The organism is Bacillus sp. FSL H8-0492, from assembly GCF_038006145.1.
GTDB classification, from domain to species: domain Bacteria; phylum Bacillota; class Bacilli; order Bacillales; family Bacillaceae_G; genus Bacillus_A; species Bacillus_A mycoides.
Genome location: NZ_JBBOUP010000001.1, coordinates 4,049,763 through 4,072,021, shown reverse-complemented (window position 1 = coordinate 4,072,021; position 22,259 = coordinate 4,049,763). Strand labels below are relative to the sequence as shown.

The window sequence follows — 22,259 nt, the reverse complement described above, 5'->3', positions numbered from 1 at the left end:
ATATTCGAGTGAAGTTCTTTATTTACTCTCTGAAAAAAGAGATACTATAAGAAGACTCTGCTTGAAAAGGGGGATTATAAGTGATCATATCAGATGTAATATACGGTGAGTTTAAAGTAGATAAAGTGTTAGAAGAATTAATTTTAAGTAAACCTGTGCAAAGGCTGAAAGGGGTTCATCAAGCCGGAGCAAGTTACTTAATGAATGAAAAATGGAATGTAACGCGTTTTGATCATTCAGTTGGTGCTATGTTGTTAATTAAAAAACTTGGTGGTTCAGTAGAAGAACAGATTGCTGGTTTACTGCATGACGTATCGCATACTGCTTTTTCTCATGTGATTGATTATGTTTTTGATAACGAAAATGAAAGTTATCATGAAGAAATATTTAGTGCTGTCGTTAAAAACTCGGAAATTCCGGCGATTCTTTCAAAACATGGTTATAACTATGAAGATATTTTGTTAGATGATTCGAAGTGGACGTTACTGGAAAGATCCGCACCAGAATTATGTGCAGACCGAGTGGATTACACATTGAGAGATATGTATACATATGGATATGTTTCTTTAGAAGAAGCTCAAAATTTTTTAGAAGATTTGATTGCAGTGAATGGAAAAATGGTTCTTCAAAATATCGAGATTGCTGAATGGTTTACGAAGACGTATTACAAAGAAGTAATCGATTTCTTTATGAAACCAATTAATATTTATGGAAACGATATGTTAGCTAAAACGTTAAAATTAGCCCTTCATAAAAAGATAATCCATCCAGATGATTTTCTTTTTGAAGATCATGAGCTTATTACGAAATTGCAGCTATGTAAAGATCAAGAAGTAGATGCTTTATTAAGAAAAGTTCATCCAAGTATAGAAGTAAAAGAAGATAGAAATGAGTATGATCTACATCAGAAAAATAAAGTGCGTCTTATTGATCCTCCATTACTTCGTGAAGGTGAAGTTGTTCGATCGTCTGTTGTATCGGAAAAAATAAGACAGATGAGCGATATCGCTTATGAAAAGGCGATAAGAGGGATGTATGTGAAAGTGATTTCTAATTAGTTTATTTGTAATAGGAAAAGGTGTCATCAATATGATGACACCTTTTCGCTTTAAAGGGTTGTTCGTATGGAAATGTGTTACATTTTTACGATACTACTTTATTTTACCAGACAAATGCCTTTTATGGTAAAAAATAAAACTTGTAAAGTTTTCCACCAAAAATAATTTGTGAAAAAAGTACTAATTTTTAATGTGACAAAAATAATATATTTTTCAATAATCGCTTTAGAATCTTTCGTTCTTTATATATAGATTGTTATATTTTTTAAGGTAATTTAAAGGTTTTTGTCGTTTTTTGTTGTAATTTTTATATTATGATAAACATAATGTTCGGAATCAGCCATTATAACAGAAAAATTTTTAAAAAACAGAATTGAATCATATTGCTTATTTTAATATAATTTATTTGTTAATTAATAACATATTTAGGGTATGATTCTTTATTGCGGTGAGAATTCTTTTTAGCATAGGAGGATTTACAGAATGGTTAAAACGGCAAAACCTGAAATGATGAATGAATTAAAAGAAACAGTTTACAAATTCTTTCCGAAAAATATTGTGAAAGAAGAAGGATTGTACGAGGAGTCCAAAGAGCATAAAAAGTTTGTAGACTTGAAAGAGAGTTTTATAAAAAACGAAAGCTCTCAAAAGGAAGTTTTGTCTTTAATCGAGTCAACATTTTGTGATTATCACGTGTCAGACTATACAGATTTAAACCTATATAATTGTTTAGAATATAATGTGTTACTAAATGGAAAAGAACCGATGTTAAATGATGATATTGATTGGATACGAAAATCAAGAGGCGAGCGCCTTGATTTAGGGGTTTTTGTTAGCTTACTTGATAAATATTATTATTACTACGTATTAAAAACAACATATGATGAAGATGTAAGGGAATGGACTTTTGAAACAATCGATGTAGAAATGGATACCATTTGTGAATTTGATAAACTAATGAATACAAAAGGATTTGTAAGAGTAGAACGAGAAGTTGCTAGAACTGCAATTCCCGATATAGAAACGGAATGTTTACGTATGGGGGAAGTTAACGTATTCCACGCTTTATTCACAGATTCTGTTAGTGAAATATAGGTTTTAAATTATTAAAAAGGTTGTGTAGAAAATAGCTGCTATTTTCTACACAACCTTTTCATTTTCACTAATCAAACCAATTCCAAACCTCAATATCTCCAAGAGTCGCATAACGTACGTGCGGGGAGTTTTGTAATTTTAATAATTCTTTCGACGGCCCCGTAATGACAATGCCGTATACTTTTACGCCGTTATCTTTTACATATTTATAACGTTTATCTAAGTTGAGTTCTTTCTCAGGAAGTGCTGCTATTTTACTTACCGTTTTTTTATGGATAGAAAGGACGCGCATCATTTCGATTACTTGATTTTCTGGCGTTTTGTACTTGTCTGCGTTACTATCTAGAAATCTTACATGTTCTGGAAATCCTATAGCTTCTCCGCCATGTAAGATATAGTCATCTACATTTTTTCTTTCTTGTCCTGTATCTAAAGCGTACCATACAGGAGTTGGAGGGAGTTCTTGTGCTTCGAATATGCTATATAAAAGCGGTTCTAATTCTTTTAAAGTGTAAGTTTTATCAAAAGAAATTGCTACTTCTGCAACGGTTCCATCATGTACTTTTGCAAGTGTATCCCATATTTTTTTTGAGGAATCCTTTAAATAATCACCCTGCTTTGTTTTGGGATGAACAAAGAAGAGTTTTGGTTGATAGAACGGATTCATCCAAGTTTGTTTCGTGACATCTACAGATGATAAGAAGCTTTTTGTTTCTACTGTACCGAGTGGCATTTCTTTTTTGCCGACGGTTCTTACTAAATCGAAGCTGCTGTTCGTACGGAAAAAAGCTTCTACACTTGTTCCGCCCCCCATAACACGGCTATTTGGGATAGTTGCTTCAAGTGCAAGCGAAGGAACTTCTCTAATTTCTTCTAGCCTTTTATCATTATTAGCTTGAAAATAAAAGGCTGATAATACCCCACCGATTATATATATAACGATGCAAATGGATAATATAAAACCAAACGTTTGTAACCGATGTTTCCACTTAATTCTCCAAAAAGGAACTTTAAGATCTTTTGGCGGTAATTTTTTCTTTACGGGTTCACTCTTCGCAAGCAATTCATCTAAATGAGCTTCACATTCTGCACAAGTTTCTATATGACTTTCTAACTGTTCTTGTTCGTCATGTGTGAGCGTTCCTTTTTCGTATTTCGTCCACAGTTTTTTAAACTCTGCACAACCCATCTGTATCACTCCTTTATGCTTTTCGTTTCTTTTCGTCCTCGGTGTAATTCAATTTTTACTTTTGCTAACGAGAGACCAGTCATTTCTGCTATTTCCTTATAAGAGAATCCGTAGTAATCTCGTAGTAGTAACACATTTCGTCTTTCGAGCGGAAGAGAGGATATACTTTGTAACCAACTAGCAATCGCATGTTTTACGAAATAAGAGTGTTCTGTACTTGGCACGTTTGGTAAATGGAATTCTTCAATTTGCGTTGTTTTATACTTCTTTTCTTTTCGGTACCAATCGATAAAGGCGTTGTAGGCGATTGTAAATAACCACGGCCTAATTTCTTCTCCTTTATAATAGTCAATATGGACGAGCATCCGGTAAAATGTTTCTTGCATGAGATCTTCAGCACTATGAGAATCTCCGGTTAGGGAGAGAAGATAGCGAAATAAATCTTGCATATGCTCTGAGTAAATTTCTTCTAATGATTGTTTGCGTTTCACTACATTTCCCTCCCTTCATACATAACAACGAAATACATATAAAAAAGTTACAATTTTTATGGAATTATAGTAAAAAACGTCAAGAATTGGATAGGATTCTCTTTTATCATAATACATATAAGGCGGGTGAACAGAGATGGAAAGCTATGAAACACAAATTCAAAGGTCAATTGATTATATTGAGGAAGATGTAATGGAAAAACAAACGCTGCGTAATTTAGCACGTGTTGCAGGTTTTTCTGAGTCGCATTTTCATCGTGTATTCCAGGCGTTAGTAGGCGATACAGTAATGGAGTATGTTCGAAAGAGGAGGTTAGCCCGGGCAGCTTATCAACTTTCTCATACGGATGAAAAAGTTATTGATATCGCATTTGAGCATGGCTTTCAATCTCACGAAACGTTCACGAGAGCCTTTAAAAAATTATTTCAAATGACACCAAGTGAATATCGAAAACAAGAAATTGAAACACCAATGTATTATAGAGTGAATGTAAAACAAAGAAAATTAAATCCATATTTAGGGGGCATACAAATGGAATATCGTATTGTAAATAAACCAGAATTTTTAATGGCGGGTTATGAGCTGAAGACGACAAGTAAAGAAGGAAAAAACCATCAAGACATTCCAGCATTTTGGCAAGAATATTTACAAAAAGATCTTGGAACGACGATTCCGAATCGTAAAGATACGAGCCAATGGGTAGAGCTAGGATTATGTACTGATTTTAATTTAGAAACAGGGGACTTCACTTATATTATCGGAATGGAAGTTACAGACTTTGAAAATGTACCAAATGCAGTTGCAAAGCGTACATTCCCATCCGCAACGTATGCAGTATTTACAACGCCGAAAGTTCCTCATGAAGAAATGGTATCGTCTATTCACCAAACGTGGAATGCAGTATTCTCAGAATGGTTCCCGCATTCAGGATACGAACATTGCGGCGTTAATGAGTTTGAGCTATACGATGAACGTTCCCATGCAGACAAAAGTGAGTTCGCTCAAATTGAACTTTGGATACCGGTGAAGAAGAAATAATAGAAAGAAAGACCGTTCAAAAGGTATTTTTGAACGGTCTTCTTTTATTAATAGGTTGCTACTATTGTTGTATTTTATAGTTAAGTCGATATAATTTCATTTACTAGCGCGCTGTTCCGAAAAGAGAAAGGTGCTTTATAAAAGCACCTTTTCCTACGAACTAAATGGAAACACAAGTATAATCGTCGTTCCTTTTCCAACTTCACTATCAATGAAAATCGTTCCGTTATGGGCATGAACGAGCTGTTTTGTAATGGCGAGACCAAGTCCAGTTCCGATGTTGCTTTCTTCTGTATTCGTTCCTCTGTAATATCGCTCGAATAGAAGTTCTTTCGTTTTATCATCCATACCTTTTCCATTATCTGAAATAGATAGTGTAAATGAATTTTCATTTTGCGAAAGCTTTACGATTACGTTTGTCGTTTCATTATTATGTTTTACAGCGTTTGCTAATAAGTTTTCGATAATACGTTGGAACCATTTTTCTTCAATAAAATATTGGATTTTGCTTGAACTTGGCACGAATTCAATGTTTTGATTTTGTAGTGTCGGGTTATTAATAAATTGTAATAGTACTTTTCGGACGAACTGATTAATTTCAACATTTACGTGTTGCGCAGGCAGAGTATCATTTTTTAATTGATATGTTAAGCTTAAGTCGTCAATTAATGTAGTCATATATTGAGATTTTTCTTTCATTACATGGCCAAATTGTTGAATGTCTTGATCCGTCCAATTATATTGTTTCGATTCTAGTAATAATGCATAGCCGTATATAGAGCTAAGCGGTGTTTTTAGATCATGCGTCAGGCCGGTAATCCACTCTTCACGTGTTTGTTGCAGTACTTTTCTCATTGCATCGTTCTTTTTCAAAGTAATAGAAAGGTGCTCTAGTGAGTTTGTAACATCTTTAAATATGCGGAACGACCATTTTTCTTTACCGGAGCGCCGAAACCGAACAGGTTTGCCTTTTTTACTAACAGGTTCTTCATATTTTCCTCCGGCTATGTTTTTAAGCCAGCGCATCGTGTGTAATAAAGGCTTTCCAAACTTATTTCCATACCAAATTGAAAGAATGACTAAATAAGCAAACACAATAAGGAGGATTAAGCTGCATCCGATTAGAAGTTTCTTGGTAAATATATCATCTAATTCATCATCTGGATAATAATGAGCGTTTGGGGCGGATACAACGACGAGATGACCGCTATTTGAATCGTAAAAACTAGATGTATTTTCTTTATAATTCCACGGCTCTTTTTCATTAAGAGCCGTTTTTATAGCCGAAAATGTTTTTTTCTTCCCAGTTGGATAGGAAAAAACTTCTTCGCCATTGTTATTAAATATTTGCAGTGTTGCTTTTTCTTTAGAAAGTAATTGTTTTTCTTGTTCAGTTAATGCAAATTCATTTAATGATAAAGAAGGGTGTCCTTGTTGTATCGTTTTTAGTAATGCATTACTTTTTAGTTTGGCACCGTAAATAACGATCACTGGTTTCTTTTCTAATTTAATTTCCCAATAGTTAAATTTATAAATATTGTTGTTACTATTCTGTAAATACGTAAGTAAGGATGTCTTTGTGTAAGAGGTCGGAATATCGTTAGGCGTATTAAAGTTGTAAAGGACCTTTCCATCTTCAGCTACAATTTGAAGCCAATCACTCTTTTCTGTTATTAAATCTTTTACCTCAGATTTTAAAGTAATGTTATTGTCTTCAGAAGAAATATATTCGGAGATTGTAAAGGTATCATAATCAGAAATATTAGGTTCATATAAAGTACTATTAAGAAGAAAAATTAAATAAGAAAAAGAAGCAATTACTGCGATAAGTAACGTAACTAAGACAAAAACGTGTTGTAAAATAAACTGGATTATAAGTCGTTTATTAAAATTCATATCTTTAACCTACTTTGTAATGAACTTATAGCCAAGTCCACGAACTGTTTTTATGTATTCTGGTTTACTTGGATCTTGTTCAATTTTTTCACGTAGTTTTCGAATGTGAACCATAACAGTATTATCATCTCCATTATAGGCAGGTGCTCCCCAAACTTTTTCGTATAATTCTTCCTTCGAAAATACGTAGTTTGGATTCTCACAAAAGAATAGTAGTAGTTGAAAGAGTTGAGCGGAACATTCGACAACGTTTCCATCTACTGTTAGTTCCGCAGAATGTTGATCAATTTCAAATCTCCCAAAAGAAAAGGAGTATATTCTTTGTTCTTGTATGTTTTGTTTCATATGTCTTCGGAGTTGAGCTTTCATACGAGCGACTACTTCTAGTGGATTAAATGGTTTCGTAATGTAATCATCCGCACCGTATGAAAATCCGGAAATTTTATCTACATCAGATGTTTTTGCTGTTAGGAAGAAGATAGGGCAATCCGTTTTTTGGCGAATGATTGGACAAATGTCAAAACCGGATTGTCCAGGAAGCATTACATCTAAAATAATTAAATCGTAATTGTTTTGCTCGGTGAGAGATAAGGCTATTTCCGCAGATGTTGCAGTTGTAATATGAGAAAAACCTTCTTTTTCAAGAATGGTAGTTAGTAATTGTAAAATTGCTGTTTCATCATCAATGAGTAGAATATTTGCGTGATACATATGAATCCCTCCTAATTTCCTCGAATATCATATCATCTTTTTGTAACTTATGGAATTTTTAAGGAAATTTTAAGGTTTTCTTTCACAAAAAATTAAGATTCAAATGATATGATAAAAGTAACATGGGGAGGAGATGAATGTGAATCCGTTTCAAACGATGCGAGCTAGATATTTTTTAATTGTATTTGCATTACTAATTTTAATAGCACGAAGTAGTAATGAAGTGCTAGAAAATACATTTCATATACAGAATTCATCTTTTATAAATATGCTTATATTTTATATCCTTCCAATAATATGGCTTTTTTACGGATATAGAAAGCATCGTGTTTCATTTTCATTATTTATTAATAGAAACGAAACATTTAACCTAGTGCAAGTTTTGTACATCGCGATTATACTTTGTATGTTTAGTTACGGCTATCTTATTTTATATATGTACAGCTTTGCATGGATTACACCAGATTTTATTATGAATGCCTTGCATGAACCGATTATAGATAGTACCGGGGGATATGTATTTCAATTTATTAGGGTTGTATTTATCGCACCTATTGTCGGAGAGTTTGTTTTTCGAGGGTTTTTACTGCAGCGTTTTGCAGCAAAATGGGGAACGAGTGTAGCGATGATTGCAGTGGCACTTTTATTTGCGATATTACATGTCGATTTTCTCGGTGCCGCCGTATTTAGTATCGTATTATCAATCGTATATATTCGTACGAAAAGCTTACTCATGCCAATTGCGATACATATGTTAAACAATACATTTGTACTCTGTGCATCTTTCCTAGTAAGTAGAGAAAAAATCATGAGTTTTGCAGATTTCTCAAACTATACGACGTTCTTTCCAGGACTTATTATTTTTATAACGGGATTAAACTTAGTACTCATCTTTTTATTTGTTAACCGCAAATATTGGAGTAAAGAAATGCCAGCTATATATGTAGAGCAGGAAAAAATCTTTTCAGACGTAGTGGGGAGTAAATGAGATGAAGAAAACGTTTGAAAAAATATTGAAAGACATTATAGAGTCTACGTCTCTTACAGATATGTGTGATAAAAGCGTTTGTCATTGGGTGCAACCTGTAGTAGATACAATTGTGTTTCCAGAGTATTACTTATTTTCTAGTACTCATGTAAAAGAAAATATTATTTCTCTTGTTATTGTGTTAGGGGTTTTACTAATATTTGGTCTAATTGTAGAAGAAATGATGAAGCGCATCTTCAAAAAAAATGAAGAGAAGTATATGTGGGTTCATAAAGTATTCGAGAAAGTAATGGTGGCTTTCCTTTTGTTTTATGGCATGAAAACAATCATTTACTTTATAGCTTTGAAACATCATTAATTCGAAATTTGAAAGGGATGTATAAAATTATATGAATGAAACAATATCATCAAATAAGTTTTTTTATTTGATTGTACTGAGTTTAGTATTGATTACGACAGTAAATGTTGTTCTTCGCTGGGAGGAAGCGTATTTCTTTATGTATTTAGCACTCCATTTGTTGGGAATATTATGTATAAGCGGCGGAATAGTTGCTGAAAAAAAGAGTGAAGAAAGCGTTAATTACATGTGTGTGACCGGTCTTATTTTACTTTTAGCTGTGCAAGGTATTATGAAATATAGTTCTTTTTCTCTGCAAGATTTTAGTTTGTTAATAGATGTACTTCCTTAAGAAGGATTTTAAGGACTATGAATATATACGATATGTAAAAGGCATTGGTTTGTAAGTACATTTCTTATACCAGATTATGAGCCGGTGAAACTCTTCTTGTAATAGAAGAGTTTTTTTATGTAAATTGAACGAGCTAGAACAATTATCACGATTAGCTTGTTCTAATTTTGAAAGTACGAACTTACAATAATAATAGACAGGCAGCATAGAGGAGGGAATAGCGTGAGGAAAGTTATTGGGTGGTCGCTTTTTTTATACGTTGGGTTTGCGTTACTTATATATTGGTATTTATTTGGATGGAATCATGAGCTCATTCCGGACATGTATAAAGGAACGAGTGCAGATCCAGAAACTTTTATGAATGCGAGGGAGCTTACGCTAAGTCAAGATTATTCGCGTGTGAAAAATTTACTGTTCTTTTTAGCGACGCCTCTTGAATGGATTATTTTATTATTTGTACTCGTGCTCGGTATTTCAAAAAAGTTTGAGAAATGGTCGAAGGAAACGACCAAAATAAATGTCTTACAAGTTGCAATTTATTTCTTTTATTTATCACTACTAACAACAGTTCTTGCATTACCGATGCAATGGATCGGGCGTAAAGTGTCCGTTGATTACGGCATTTCCACGCAAAGTACACAAAGCTGGATAAAAGATCATGTTATCGATTTTTGGGTGAATTATGCGACTATGTTACTCATTGTTACAGTTCTTTTATGGCTTATCCGTAAATTCCCGAAGAGATGGTGGTTAGCAGGATGGGCGCTCTCTGTACCATTTACAATCTTTTTAACGTTCGTGCAACCTGTTATTATTGATCCACTTTACAATGATTTCTCGACGCTAAAAAATAAAGAATTAGAAACGAAAATTTTGACAATGGCAGATAAAGCTGATATTCCAGCTAAACACGTATATGAAGTAAATATGTCGGAAAAAACGAATTCGTTAAATGCATATGTAACGGGAATTGGCCTTAACTCTCGCATTGTAATGTGGGATACGACGCTTAAGCAATTAAAAGATAAAGAGATTTTATTTATAATGGCTCATGAAATGGGACATTATGTTATGAAACATATATATTGGGGCGTTGGGAGTTATATTTTACTATCGTTTATAGGTATGTATGTAATTAGTCGAATTTTAAATTTGTGTATTCGAAAATGGGGAGATACGCTGAAAATTTCAAAAATGGCATGTTTCTCGATTTTACCTTTATTTTTCTTAATTTCCTCTGTATTATCTTTTGCATCACAACCAGCAACAAACTACGTTTCACGTATAGAAGAACGAGCGGCAGATCAATATGCTTTAAATATGACGAAAGATGGGAAGTCTGGTGTGAAAACTTTTCAATATTTATCAAAAACAAGCTTAAGCCAAGTGAATCCGCCTGCGTTAGTGAAATTTTTCTTATATACACATCCACCAATTTTCGAAAGAATTCATACGTTTGAACAATATGAAAAACAAAAAAACAAGAAGTAGCGATTATGCTACTTCTTTTTTATAGAAATATAAGTTTGGTATTGGGAATATTTATCATTGCTTTTTATTGTGATTTTGTAAATAATAAGCTATAAAATTCTAAAAATCTATATATAAAGGAATAAAGGTGGAAATATGTATTTTTTACAAAATTTAAAAGTGAAACATAAATTATTCTTACTTATCTCATTAGCAGTTTTGGGCATGGCAATTATGAGTTGTGTAGCAATTAATTCTATTAATAAGATTAAGCACGATACAGAGGTTGTAGTAGATGATTATCAAAATTCTGCAGTTTTATTAGAAGGAATGCTTCGTACACAAAATTCACTAGAATATAACTTACTAGAATTAATTACAACGTCACAAAATGAGGGGACAAATAAAGAAGGGATTATTGGTAATGTTGAAAAGGATCTTAAAAAATATGATTCTTTATTAAAAGAATATGATGATGGCGTTAATTTAAGTAAGCAAGAGGATGAGCTGTTTCAGAAGATGAAGAAATCTTTGCCAAGTTATATGGAGACATATAAGAAGTTGTTTGACAAAGCAAAGGGAACAAATGAATCTCAAATGGTAAACGAATTTCAAAAGGACTTAAAACCGAAGGGAGTAGAGTTAGCTGGTTATGCTGTAGATTTAGAAGAGTATGTTTCAAATTTAGCTGACCAAGTATTTAAAGATTCTCAAAAAATGATAGATCGGTCCGTTATTACCTTTATCATTCTTGCAGTAGTTACTACAATCATTATATGTATAGTAAGTTATATTATTAGCAAACTTATAGTTGCTCCTTTACAAACGGTTAGTCGTATGATGGAAAGAGCAAAAGAGGGAGATTTAACTGTACATGGTGATTATAATGCTAAAGATGAATTAGGTATATTAGTAAGTGATTTTAACGAGATGATTGCAGGGCTAAGAACAAATATGCAAGAAGTAGAGAATAATATTCAGCTTTTATTCCAACATGCAGACGGAGTAGTATCTGCATCAGAAGTATCTAGCGGTGCAGCAAAGAAAATCACTATGGATATTGAAGAAGTTGCCAATGGCGCAGAGAGCCAAATGCAAGCAATGGAACAAACTGCGGGTGCGATGGAAGAGTTGACACAAGGAATGCAGAGCATAGTGAATACATCATCCTCTGTAAATGAATTGTCTGCTCAATCAGCATTAGATGCAGAGAGTGGTAACAAATTAATGAAACAAATGATTCAACAGATGGATACAATCCAAAATTCAGTACATAGCGGTGTGAAACAAGTAGAGACTATGAAAGAACAATCAGAAGAAATTGTTAAAATCATTGATGTTATGCAAGGTATTACCTCTCAGATTAACTTATTAGCATTAAATGCCGCAATTGAGGCTGCACGTGCTGGAGAAAGTGGTAGAGGATTTGCAATTGTGGCAGATGAAGTAAGAAAATTAGCAGAACAATCTAGTGATTCTGCAAAACAAATTGAGAAACTTATTATTCAAGTTATGGGAACAACGAACCATACGGTACATATGATGGGGAAAGTAGATACTGAGGTGCAGGCAGGTACTCAAGTAGTAATGCATACAGAAAAAGTATTTGGAACAATTACAGAAAAAGTGCAGCAAGTATCTGAGCAAATTCAAACGGTATCTATGTCTACAGATGAAATTGCAGCGAGTAGTGAGGAGATTTTTGCTTCTACAGAAGACATGGCGCAAATTTCTCAAAGGTCATCTGATCGAACTGATAGGGTAAAAGAGTCTATTCAACAGCAAGAAAAATCAGTTCAAGAAATCTCAGTTTCAATTGAGCATCTGCATAGCGTAGCAGGAGGATTAAAGCAGATTGTTTCACAATTTACTCTTCAAAAATAATATATTTAAGTTTATATATAGTGAAATTCCTCTGAGTAAATAGCAAAAAAATCATCCTTTATAAGAAATAAAGGATGATTTTTTTATTATGAAGATTTGGTGTGAATTCTACTTTTCACATTCTATTTTTTTACAGTTTTTCAATTGTGATATATAATGATATGTAATGTTTTTAGAATTTTTAGTTTATAAAGAGATGATTGTAGGGGGAGGAGAAAATTGTTTCATTCAAAATCAATGCCGGCTATAAAAATGATTCTTTCGATGTCTATTTTCGGATCGATTGGATTTTTTTCTGTCCAAACGGGTTTACCATCTTTTGAATTAGTATTTATTCGTTGTATTTGTGCGACTTTATTTTTAACGCTATGTTGGTTTGCAACAGGACAATATAAAAATGAGAAATGGAATAAAAAAGAAATTGTGCAAATATTAGCGTGTGGCGTATTTCTCGTTTTTAACTGGGTGTTTTTATTTAAAGCGTTTGAACTCATGTCGATTACAATTGCGATTTCAGTGTATCATCTCGCTCCAATTATCGTATTAATGATCGGTAGTATCGTATTTAAAGAGAGGCTAACAGTATTTGCTGTTATGTCCATTGTTATTTGTTTCATCGGTACAGTTTTAGTAGCTGGGGTAGATGGAAGTATGTCGCTTGAGAAACTTATGTCGTCTGGAATGGTGTGGGCGCTTCTTGCAGCTTTATTTTATGCATTTACAACGTTGCTCGGAAAAGGAATTAAGCATACGAGTGCATATGCGATGACCTTTTTACAAACGTTTTTAGGCATATTTTTATTGCTACCATTCGTAGATTTCGGGAAGTTTCAAGGATTAACAGAGATGAACTGGATGATGATTACTGCGACAGGACTTATACATACTGGGTTTGTATATTACTTATTTTTTGACAGTTTAAGAGATTTACCGACGAGACTTATTTCTGTATTAGTGTTTTTAGATCCTGCTGTTGCAATTTTGTTAGATACGATCTTTACTGGATTCAGACCGACGAGTATGCAAATTGTAGGGATTGCCTTAATATTTGTAGGAATGGCATTTACTTTCTGGAAGCCGAGGGATGAAAGAGTGAAAGTGTACTCAGAAGCATAATATTTACCGGGATTAAAAGTAGCTACGTCATTAACGTTAATAGGTGGAATGTTTTTTAGTGCAAATGGACAATATTTGCACTTTTTTTGTCTGAAAAATGAAGTTTTTATAAGCAAAGGATTTAATGAAAATCTTATAGAATATGTTAGTGTACAACATTGTAAATCCTTTGAAACTGAAGAAGGATTTACAGAGTATACGTCATAATAATTTGTCTATGATTCGGTATACCAATTGAAATGAGGACGGATTTGCTTCCCTTTAGTAGTAATCTTCAAAATAATAGATGTTAAAAATGAATGTATTACATGAGATTTGTAAATACAGCATATGTAATATGGAAAAAGAATGTAGTCTATTATTTTCCATTTTAATAAAATGGAAATGAAGGAGAGAGGGCAATGAAGAAAAGAATGTTGCGTATAATGACGGTAGCGACTATTATGGGTGGTTTATTATTAAATGTAAATGTTCCTAATATAAAAGCAGAAGAGTATCCAGAAGTGATTGTATTTGATGATGTTCCAGTAGACTATTGGGCATATGAATATATTATAGACGTTGCATATAATAAAGTTATGCTAGGTTATGGAAATGGGAAATTTGGTGTTGGTGATAATGTAACGCGAGAACAAGTGGCGGCAGTACTATATCGCGCACTTAATATAAAACATGAAGGACAGTCACATAATCCGTATAAAGATATTTCTGAAAGATCAACAATGTTTCCAAAGGAAATTTTAGCATTAACAGAACATGGTATTTTTAAAGGTGATGAGAAGGGGAATTTTAGACCGAGGGAAACGATAACACGTGCAGAAGTAGCACAAGTCCTTACACGAGCATTTTCATTTGAAGTGAAGAAGAAACATACATTTACAGATGTACCAAATACTTATTGGGCAAAAAATGCAATTAGTGCATTGCAATCTAATAATGTCATAATAGGAACAGGGAATGGAAAGTTTGAACCAAATAAATTTGTAACACGTGAGCAATATGCAGCATTTTTATATAAGGCTATTATGAATTTTCATTTGAAAGATGAGAAGTATTAAGCGGAAATTCAAAAGTTGTTTAATAGAAAGGTGAAAATATTTTAATTATAGTAATATGTTATTTTGAAAAAAGTGCAAAAGTTTTGCGCTTTTTTTATTTAATTCATGTATATTTATTCACTTTAATACAAAACATGAATTTACCAAAAATGAAAAAACAGGTGTGTTAAAGTGACAATTCATAAGAAAAAGATATTATTTAGTAACTTTATTATCAACGAAGTGTAAAGGAAAGTATGTGAAAAGAAGTTCACAAATTAGACAAAACTTATATAAATAAGTATATTGATACGTTTTTATTAATTCTTTATAGTAGAAAAAAAGTATGTTTTTAGGGGGAAAATGCGGTGAAGAAAAAGTTTTTAAAAATAGCAACGGCTTTAACAATTATGGGTGGAGTTGTATTAAGTGCAGAAGGTACTAAAGTAAATGCTGAAGTAGTTGTGAAGCAACAACAAGCAAATTCTGTTGTATTTAAAGATGTACCGAAAGGACAGTGGTATTCTGAAGCTATTCACACTCTAGCAGGCTGGGGAATCATTAAGGGTTATGGAAATGAGCAGTTTGGTTTTGGTGATAATGTAACACGTGAGCAAGTAGCGGCTTTAATTTATCGTACGTTTGATTTTAGCGAAGTGTTTGAGGAAGGCGACGTACTTGAGAATCCATACAAAGATATTAATGAAAACTCAACAATGTTCATAGAAGAAATTTTAGTATTAACAGAAGTAGGTATCTTAAAAGGTGATGGAAATGGGAGCTTTAGACCGAAGGATACGCTAACACGTGCAGAAATGGCACAGGTTCTTACGAATGCTTTTGAATTAGAAGCAAAGGGACCTCATACTTTTAATGATGTTCCAGCAGATTCATATTCATGGGCAGAAAATGCAATTAGTGCAATACAAACAAATAATATTACAATGGGAATAGGCGAAAATAAATTTGGTCCGTCTATGAGCGTAAAGCGCGAACAATATGCAACATTCTTATATAGAGCAATTTTAAATGATGAGCAACAATAATTTATAAAAAGAGCTGGTGTTATACAACACCAGCTCTTTTTTTGCTTGAAATAAATATATCTTTGGAGAAAATTTGTTAAATCTTCAAAAAAAACTTCCTTTTCTGAAGATTTGTTATATAATATAAAACATAAAATCAAATCTGTTATAAGACAGTTTAAGAAGGGGATGCTAATATGTCGACGCAAACTTCACGGGTTACACTGGCCGGAGAAATGTTACCAGCGTACAACGAAATATTGACACCTGAGGCGCTTAGTTTTTTAAAGGAACTGCATGAAAATTTCAATGAACGCCGCACGGAACTTTTAAAAAAGCGTGTGGAGAAACAAAAAAGAATTGATGCAGGGGAGTTTCCTACGTTTTTAGAAGAAACAAAGCATATACGTGAAGGAGATTGGACAATTGCCGAGCTTCCGAAAGATTTAGAGGATCGCCGCGTGGAGATTACTGGGCCGGTGGATAGAAAGATGGTCATTAACGCTTTAAATTCAGGAGCACATCTTTTTATGGCAGACTTTGAAGATTCGAATGCACCAACTTGGAGAAATGCTGTCGAAGGTCAAATTAACTTACGAGATGCGAGTAAGGGAACGATTTCACATAAAAATGAAAACGGAAAAGAATATCGTTTAAATAGTAAAACAGCTGTATTAATTGTGCGTCCGAGAGGATGGCATTTAGAAGAAAAACATATGCAAGTTGACGGCAAGAACATGTCTGGCAGTTTAGTAGATTTTGGTTTGTACTTTTTCCATAATGCGAAGACGCTTTTAGCAAAAGGAAGTGGCCCGTACTTTTACTTACCGAAAATGGAAAGTTACTTAGAGGCAAGATTATGGAATGACGTTTTCGTATTCGCTCAAAAGTATATCGGTATTCCGAACGGAACGATTAAAGCGACTGTGTTAATAGAAACGATTCACGCTTCATTTGAAATGGATGAAATTTTGTATGAACTAAGAGATCATTCTGCTGGTTTAAACTGCGGACGATGGGATTATATATTTAGTTTCTTAAAGAGCTTCCGTAATCATAATGAATTTTTACTTCCGGATAGAGCGCAAGTCACGATGACAGCGCCGTTTATGCGCGCGTATTCTTTGAAAGTTATTCAAACGTGTCATCGTCGTAATGCGCCAGCAATCGGAGGGATGGCGGCGCAAATCCCAATTAAAAATGATCCAGAAGCAAATGAGGCAGCTTTCGAGAAAGTGCGTGCTGATAAGGAGCGCGAAGCTTTAGACGGTCATGATGGGACTTGGGTTGCCCACCCGGGACTTGTACCGGTTGCAATGGAAGTATTTAATCACATAATGAAAACGCCAAATCAAATTTTTAGAAAGCGTGAAGGAATACGTGTAACAGAAAAGGATTTATTAGAAGTACCGATGGGAACGATTACAGAAGGTGGTCTTCGCACGAATATTAACGTCGGTATTCAATATATTGCATCTTGGTTAAGCGGGCGGGGAGCAGCTCCAATTTATAACTTAATGGAAGATGCAGCAACAGCAGAAATATCAAGAGCACAAGTATGGCAGTGGATTCGTCATGAGGGTGGAAAGCTAAGTGATGGCCGTAATATCACTTTTAAATTAATGGAAGAATTGAAAGAAGAAGAACTAGCAAAAATAGAAAGAGAGATTGGTAAGGAAGCATTTAATAAGGGGAGATTTGAAGAAGCTACAAAACTGTTTACAAACCTTGTTCGTAATAACGAGTTCATGCCGTTTTTAACATTACCGGGTTATGAAATTTTATAAGAAACAAGAAAAGGGGATGGAACATATGAAAAACGAAAGAATTGATAAATTGCAGGAAAGCTGGGAATTAGATACGCGCTGGAAAGGGATAACACGTCCATATACAGCTGAAGATGTAATTCGTCTGCGCGGATCGATTGATATTGAACATACGTTAGCGCGCTGCGGTGCAGAGAAGCTTTGGAAATCACTTCATACAGAAGATTATATTAATGCACTTGGGGCATTAACAGGAAACCAAGCGATGCAACAAGTGAAGGCTGGATTAAAAGCAATTTATTTAAGCGGTTGGCAAGTAGCGGCAGATGCGAACCTTTCTGGACATATGTATCCTGACCAAAGCTTATACCCAGCGAACAGTGTGCCAGCTGTTGTAAAACGAATTAACCAAACACTTCAACGTGCTGATCAAATTCAGCATATGGAAGGTAACGGTGATACGGATTATTTCGTCCCAATTGTGGCGGATGCTGAAGCTGGGTTTGGTGGACAGTTAAACGTATTTGAATTAATGAAAGGGATGATTGAAGCGGGTGCATCTGGCGTGCACTTTGAAGACCAATTATCTTCAGAGAAAAAATGCGGGCATTTAGGCGGAAAAGTATTATTACCGACGCAAACAGCGGTGCGTAATTTAATTTCGGCACGTCTTGCTGCGGATGTAATGGGTGTACCAACAATTATCGTCGCTAGAACAGATGCAGATGCGGCAGATTTAATTACGAGCGATATCGATCCAGTTGATCAAGAGTTTATTACAGGTGAAAGAACACCAGAAGGGTTTTATCGTACGAAAGCAGGTCTTGATCAAGCAATTGCACGTGGTTTAGCGTATGCGCCGTATGCAGATCTCGTTTGGTGTGAAACGTCGGAGCCAAATTTAGAAGATGCAAAACGCTTTGCGGACGCAATTCATAAGAAATATCCAGGGAAGCTACTCGCTTACAACTGTTCTCCTTCATTTAACTGGAAACAAAAACTAGATGAAAAAACGATTGCAAGCTTCCAAAAAGAAATTGCATCGTACGGTTATAAATTCCAGTTCGTAACGCTTGCTGGATTCCATTCATTAAATTACGGCATGTTTGAATTAGCGCGTGGTTATAAAGAGCGCGGCATGGCAGCGTACTCTGAATTACAACAAGCAGAGTTCGCAGCAGAAAAAGATGGTTACTCTGCAACGCGTCATCAACGCGAAGTAGGAACAGGATACTTTGATGAAGTAGCACAAGTAATTACGGGCGGTACTTCATCAACGACTGCTTTAAAAGGATCTACGGAAGAAGAGCAGTTTACGAAATAAAGGTATAAGTAGGTGCCCCAAAAAATATTTTTGGGGCACTTTTCTTATTTATTATTACGTCGCTGACATTGTTAAACTTTGTCGGAAAGTTGATGTAATTTTATTTGTCGTCGTATTGTGGGACGTTCACTTCTATTTAAAATATCCAATCCAATATAGTGAATATACCAACGATAGCAGTAAAAAGAAGGAATGCGAATAATGATAGACAGCCCCATGTAAATAGTTTGTCTTTCCATGTTTCTTCATAATCATCAATTAGTTCCTCTATCACTTTTTTCTGCAATGGCTGTAAGGGACGTTCGGTGTGTAGTCCTGTAATAATGTTACGATCTCCTTTGAATTTTAAAGCACGTACAATATGATAAGAGTCGTTTCCCATCGATTTTTCAAATTGTAGACATGCCGCGTGCATAACATCTGTTTTCTCTTTTTCAAGATACCAATACCGTCCAGCCATTTCTGGGTATTGTAATGTAAAGTAAATGTCACCGAGTTTTTTCCTAAGTGCTAATTCATTCGGATAAGTAGTGATTAATCCGTGTAATCTATCTCTTGCTTTTCCAAGGTTGTTATTTTCAATATCTTTTTCAATTCTCTTTAATGTTTTTTTAGGGATTATTTCTGTCATACACGCCTCCTTATTAGAATAGGTATGGTTATATTTTATAAGAAATACTAAAATTTAGAAATTTTATTTTTAAAAAGATTGTACATTCTATTTTAAGTGTGTTATGATAATACCAGTTGAATAATTAAATTAAGCAATCCATATATTATCAAATGCCGAAAACAAACGGGAAAAAGTATGTGAGAACTAGTTTATGTTTCGAATTTGATAATGTGTGGATTCTTTTTTTATACATGAAGACTAAATAAAATGTATTTTCGTAGGAGGAAATAATTATGACAGTTACAGGACAAGTAAAATGGTTTAACAACGAAAAAGGCTTCGGTTTCATCGAAGTTCCAGGCGAAAACGATGTATTCGTACATTTCTCTGCAATCGAAACTGATGGTTTCAAATCTTTAGAAGAAGGCCAAAAAGTTAGCTTCGAAATCGAAGATGGCAACCGTGGACCTCAAGCTAAAAACGTAATCAAACTATAATTTTATAGTTTATTATAGAAAAAAGGATGGCTTATGCCATCCTTTTTTTTGTTGTTGAGATATACGATATTTATATTAGTAATAAAGACAGCCTAAAAAGTACGATTGAAGAAATAAAGGCGTACTCGAAAACTTATGAAAATGATAAAGTGACGGTAATTGATTTGAGGAAGTCTCATTCTCGGTATTTAGATCAAGAACCATATATAATCATAGTACAGGTTGAAAGAGATACAGAGAATCTTGGAAGAAAAAATAGTAGGTTTTTTTGAGGGTGAAGAAGAATGAAGGAAATGGCAATCAGTATGTAAAAAGGGCTTTCCGTAAAGGAAGGCCTTTTAGTGTTCTTTCACAGCTTTTTTCTTTTCACGTTTCTTGCATTCTGGACATTTAGATTTACGAAAAGGCTTCGCGAAGAACAGTAAAATAAAAAATAAACCGAATATAATACTCGCTGAATTTTTTACGATAACAATGCTACTATTTTTCATTTGAATTGTTGGATGATCTTGCTTTTCTTCCATGAGAGACCTCCGTATATTTGATTTATCCCGCATTAACGGGCAGTAAGACTCCCACCTCAAAATTCAGCTGGAGCAAAGAAGTTAGGTGGGAGATCAACTGCCCGTAAACGCCCGATTGGTTCAACTAATAATCAGTAGGGGATGGACAAAACCCCCACTGATTAAAGTTTCACTTTATATTTTAATTATAGCAAAGTTGATTGTTGTAATGATGTGAAAAGAGGGGGCGATTATAAATAATTTTTATATAGTCATTAACGTGTTTATTTTCATATTATTATTTTGAGATTTATAAAATGTTTGATAAATGATAAAAGATTGTAAAAAAGCGTAATCTGTAAACCATTTCCTTTTCATAGGTGCTAAAATTATATATGCAGCTGCTAATATAAATGGAAAAAAGGAGATAGTAGACTATGGAAAGTAAAGTAGAACGTTATGTCGAAAACTATGTTGTAAGCAAAAATACAATGGCCTTACTTCCTGTTGTTCTAGGAGAAAAGAAAGTTGTTACGCGAATTGTTGAAATGGAAGATTCTTTTTTCGTATTTCAAAAGCCTCTTGATATTATAGAGAGAAGTTGCCGGAAACATGGTTCTAGTTTCTTTGGAAGAAAAGAAGGAACGAAGGAGTTAACTCGTATTACACATAAAGCTCCTATCGCAATTAGTCCGACAGATCAACTTTATTTTTTCCCTACGTATTCTTATTCTCGAAAAGAGTGTGCGTGGTTATCTCATTTTCATATTGAAGGTAATAAAGAATTAAAAGATGGAAATCTTATTATTAGATTTATAAATGGTTTCGCTGTGAAACTAGAAATGTCAAAAAGTAGCTTTGAAAATCAGCAAAATCGTACAGCGAAATTGCGGACAGAATATGAAGACCGTAAGAAAAAACAAGGGAATCCTTGCTTTAAAGAGATTGATAAAAATGAAGAATCTAAATTAACACCAGCATATGAGAACGTGTATTTCGTGAAGGAAGGCGAAGTGTAAGAGGGAAAGGATGGGGAGACTCATCCTTTTTGATTTCGTTATATATACTATTTACACGGTAAGATTCATAAATAAAACAAGGTTAATTTCCTGAATTTTTGTTCTCTAATAACTTAAGGTAATATACAATTACAATATAAGGGTTATTTTCCTAAATATACTTAATGTAGTGTGATTATATATCATTTTATATTCGCGGTATACAGGATAGTTCTTTCCTTATTATATAAAAAAGGGGGCTGTTATGTTGAAAAGGACCATGTTATTTTGGGCGCAATATATTCTTGTGTTGCCTATATTATTTCTTACCTTTATGTTTACTGGTTTCGTTGGGGGTCAGTTAATGATAGGTGCTGATAAACAACATTTTATTTTTACGCCTCAAAATGCAACAGAATATAGTCAAATTAGTGAAATTGATAAATTGCTATTTGCTTTTTCAATTCAACCAGTTGTCACCATAGTATTTCTTCTATCGATTGTGTACGTACTGACACTTATTGTCTTTCAAATTATTGAATGTAAGAAGGAAAAAAAGATATTACATAGTTTACAATATATGGTTCTCATACCGATTTTTCTTTACTTGTGGTTAGGAATAATGCAATTTTCCGCAGTTGATTTAACTTGGATAGATAATTGGCAAGAGCACCTTATATTCACTCCTACTACTATAACGAATGAGCAAGAGATATATACGATTGATAAGTTTTTATACAAATTTCGAATGCTACCTATTCCAAGTACAGTATTAATACTATCTTTCTTATATTTATTAATACTTATCGTGATTGATAGTATACGCTTACTAAAAAAGTTTCTTGTAAGAACTAGTCATTAGAAAAGGAG

22 protein-coding genes and 2 pseudogenes are annotated in these 22,259 nt (G+C 33.9%); 18 read left to right on the top strand and 6 right to left on the bottom strand.

Features of this window, described 5'->3' with window-relative positions:
* The first annotated feature begins 80 nt into the window (after positions 1-80).
* Positions 81-1,058, top strand: coding sequence for an HD domain-containing protein (locus MHH66_RS20920; protein ID WP_078184064.1), 978 nt, complete (start codon positions 81-83; stop codon positions 1,056-1,058).
* A 483-nt stretch (positions 1,059-1,541) separates the two neighbouring features.
* A complete protein-coding gene (locus MHH66_RS20915) occupies positions 1,542-2,153 on the top strand; it encodes a hypothetical protein (protein ID WP_002087082.1) in 612 nt (203 codons plus the stop codon).
* A gap of 67 nt (positions 2,154-2,220) precedes the next feature.
* Here MHH66_RS20915 and MHH66_RS20910 read toward each other — a convergent pair whose 3' ends face one another.
* Both MHH66_RS20910 and MHH66_RS20905 read right to left on the bottom strand, forming a co-directional pair.
* Entirely contained in the window at positions 2,221-3,342 is a 1,122-nt protein-coding gene (locus MHH66_RS20910) for an anti-sigma factor (protein ID WP_078184065.1), read from the bottom strand.
* Between the two features lie 5 nt (positions 3,343-3,347).
* The gene (locus MHH66_RS20905) at positions 3,348-3,833 is read right to left on the bottom strand and encodes an RNA polymerase sigma factor (protein WP_078184066.1); all 486 of its coding nucleotides are present in this window, start codon (positions 3,831-3,833) and stop codon (positions 3,348-3,350) included.
* Positions 3,834-3,969: 136 nt separating this feature from the next.
* On the opposite strand from MHH66_RS20905, the gene MHH66_RS20900 reads away from it, so the two are divergent.
* Complete coding sequence (locus tag MHH66_RS20900) at positions 3,970-4,872, top strand: AraC family transcriptional regulator (RefSeq protein ID WP_033730687.1); 903 nt, start codon at positions 3,970-3,972, stop codon at positions 4,870-4,872.
* Between the two features lie 153 nt (positions 4,873-5,025).
* On the opposite strand, the gene MHH66_RS20895 is transcribed toward MHH66_RS20900, so the two are convergent.
* Positions 5,026-6,768 (bottom strand): ATP-binding response regulator, encoded by a 1,743-nt coding sequence (locus MHH66_RS20895; RefSeq protein ID WP_078184067.1) that lies wholly within the window; start codon positions 6,766-6,768, stop codon positions 5,026-5,028.
* Between the two features lie 9 nt (positions 6,769-6,777).
* Positions 6,778-7,479, bottom strand: a complete 702-nt coding sequence (locus MHH66_RS20890; protein ID WP_002064182.1) for a response regulator transcription factor — start codon at positions 7,477-7,479, stop codon at positions 6,778-6,780.
* Positions 7,480-7,618: 139 nt separating this feature from the next.
* Between MHH66_RS20890 and MHH66_RS20885 the strand changes: the two genes are divergently transcribed.
* From MHH66_RS20885 to aceA, 11 genes and pseudogenes are all read left to right on the top strand, one after another.
* Entirely contained in the window at positions 7,619-8,467 is an 849-nt protein-coding gene (locus MHH66_RS20885; protein ID WP_078184068.1) for a CPBP family intramembrane glutamic endopeptidase, read from the top strand.
* Position 8,468: 1 nt separating this feature from the next.
* Positions 8,469-8,825 carry a hypothetical protein gene (locus MHH66_RS20880; protein WP_016094570.1) on the top strand — a complete coding sequence of 119 codons (357 nt, stop codon included), beginning with the start codon at positions 8,469-8,471 and terminating at the stop codon, positions 8,823-8,825.
* Between the two features lie 31 nt (positions 8,826-8,856).
* On the top strand, positions 8,857-9,156 hold the full coding sequence (locus tag MHH66_RS20875; RefSeq protein WP_078184069.1) for a hypothetical protein: 300 nt from the start codon (positions 8,857-8,859) through the stop codon (positions 9,154-9,156).
* 222 nt (positions 9,157-9,378) lie between these two features.
* On the top strand, positions 9,379-10,647 hold the full coding sequence (locus MHH66_RS20870) for a M48 family metallopeptidase (RefSeq protein ID WP_002166167.1): 1,269 nt from the start codon (positions 9,379-9,381) through the stop codon (positions 10,645-10,647).
* 135 nt (positions 10,648-10,782) lie between these two features.
* Positions 10,783-11,562 (top strand): annotated as a pseudogene (locus MHH66_RS28660) (MCP four helix bundle domain-containing protein); the annotation flags it as partial.
* Positions 11,557-12,510: a methyl-accepting chemotaxis protein gene (locus MHH66_RS28655; RefSeq protein ID WP_445661876.1), complete on the top strand. Its 954-nt coding sequence runs from the start codon at positions 11,557-11,559 to the stop codon at positions 12,508-12,510. The pseudogene MHH66_RS28660 and the gene MHH66_RS28655, both read left to right, overlap by 6 nt.
* Positions 12,511-12,729: 219 nt before the next feature.
* A complete protein-coding gene (locus tag MHH66_RS20860) occupies positions 12,730-13,626 on the top strand; it encodes a DMT family transporter (protein ID WP_078184071.1) in 897 nt (298 codons plus the stop codon).
* Positions 13,627-14,027: 401 nt separating this feature from the next.
* Positions 14,028-14,684 carry an S-layer homology domain-containing protein gene (locus MHH66_RS20855; protein WP_078184072.1) on the top strand — a complete coding sequence of 219 codons (657 nt, stop codon included), beginning with the start codon at positions 14,028-14,030 and terminating at the stop codon, positions 14,682-14,684.
* Positions 14,685-15,031: 347 nt separating this feature from the next.
* Positions 15,032-15,709, top strand: a complete 678-nt coding sequence (locus tag MHH66_RS20850) for an S-layer homology domain-containing protein (RefSeq protein WP_063218747.1) — start codon at positions 15,032-15,034, stop codon at positions 15,707-15,709.
* Between the two features lie 176 nt (positions 15,710-15,885).
* Positions 15,886-17,475, top strand: a complete 1,590-nt coding sequence (aceB, locus tag MHH66_RS20845) for a malate synthase A (protein ID WP_078184073.1) — start codon at positions 15,886-15,888, stop codon at positions 17,473-17,475.
* 25 nt (positions 17,476-17,500) lie between these two features.
* Complete coding sequence (gene aceA, locus MHH66_RS20840) at positions 17,501-18,778, top strand: isocitrate lyase (RefSeq protein WP_063218745.1); 1,278 nt, start codon at positions 17,501-17,503, stop codon at positions 18,776-18,778.
* Between the two features lie 136 nt (positions 18,779-18,914).
* Here the strand turns inward: aceA and MHH66_RS20835 are convergent, their stop codons facing one another.
* Complete coding sequence (locus tag MHH66_RS20835) at positions 18,915-19,409, bottom strand: DUF6584 family protein (protein WP_002011284.1); 495 nt, start codon at positions 19,407-19,409, stop codon at positions 18,915-18,917.
* Positions 19,410-19,684: 275 nt separating this feature from the next.
* On the opposite strand from MHH66_RS20835, the gene cspA reads away from it, so the two are divergent.
* Positions 19,685-19,888 (top strand): RNA chaperone/antiterminator CspA, encoded by a 204-nt coding sequence (cspA, locus tag MHH66_RS20830; RefSeq protein WP_002011282.1) that lies wholly within the window; start codon positions 19,685-19,687, stop codon positions 19,886-19,888.
* A 26-nt stretch (positions 19,889-19,914) separates the two neighbouring features.
* Positions 19,915-20,176 (top strand): annotated as a pseudogene (locus tag MHH66_RS20825) (hypothetical protein).
* A gap of 50 nt (positions 20,177-20,226) precedes the next feature.
* On the opposite strand, the gene MHH66_RS20820 reads toward MHH66_RS20825, so the two are convergent.
* Positions 20,227-20,412: a hypothetical protein gene (locus MHH66_RS20820; RefSeq protein WP_002011281.1), complete on the bottom strand. Its 186-nt coding sequence runs from the start codon at positions 20,410-20,412 to the stop codon at positions 20,227-20,229.
* A 416-nt stretch (positions 20,413-20,828) separates the two neighbouring features.
* Here MHH66_RS20820 and MHH66_RS20815 point away from each other — a divergent pair, with 416 nt between their 5' ends.
* Together MHH66_RS20815 and MHH66_RS20810 are read left to right on the top strand one after the other, a co-directional pair.
* On the top strand, positions 20,829-21,410 hold the full coding sequence (locus MHH66_RS20815) for a competence protein ComK (protein WP_002064195.1): 582 nt from the start codon (positions 20,829-20,831) through the stop codon (positions 21,408-21,410).
* A gap of 244 nt (positions 21,411-21,654) precedes the next feature.
* Entirely contained in the window at positions 21,655-22,251 is a 597-nt protein-coding gene (locus MHH66_RS20810) for a DUF4306 domain-containing protein (RefSeq protein ID WP_078184074.1), read from the top strand.
* The last annotated feature ends 8 nt before the right edge of the window (positions 22,252-22,259 follow it).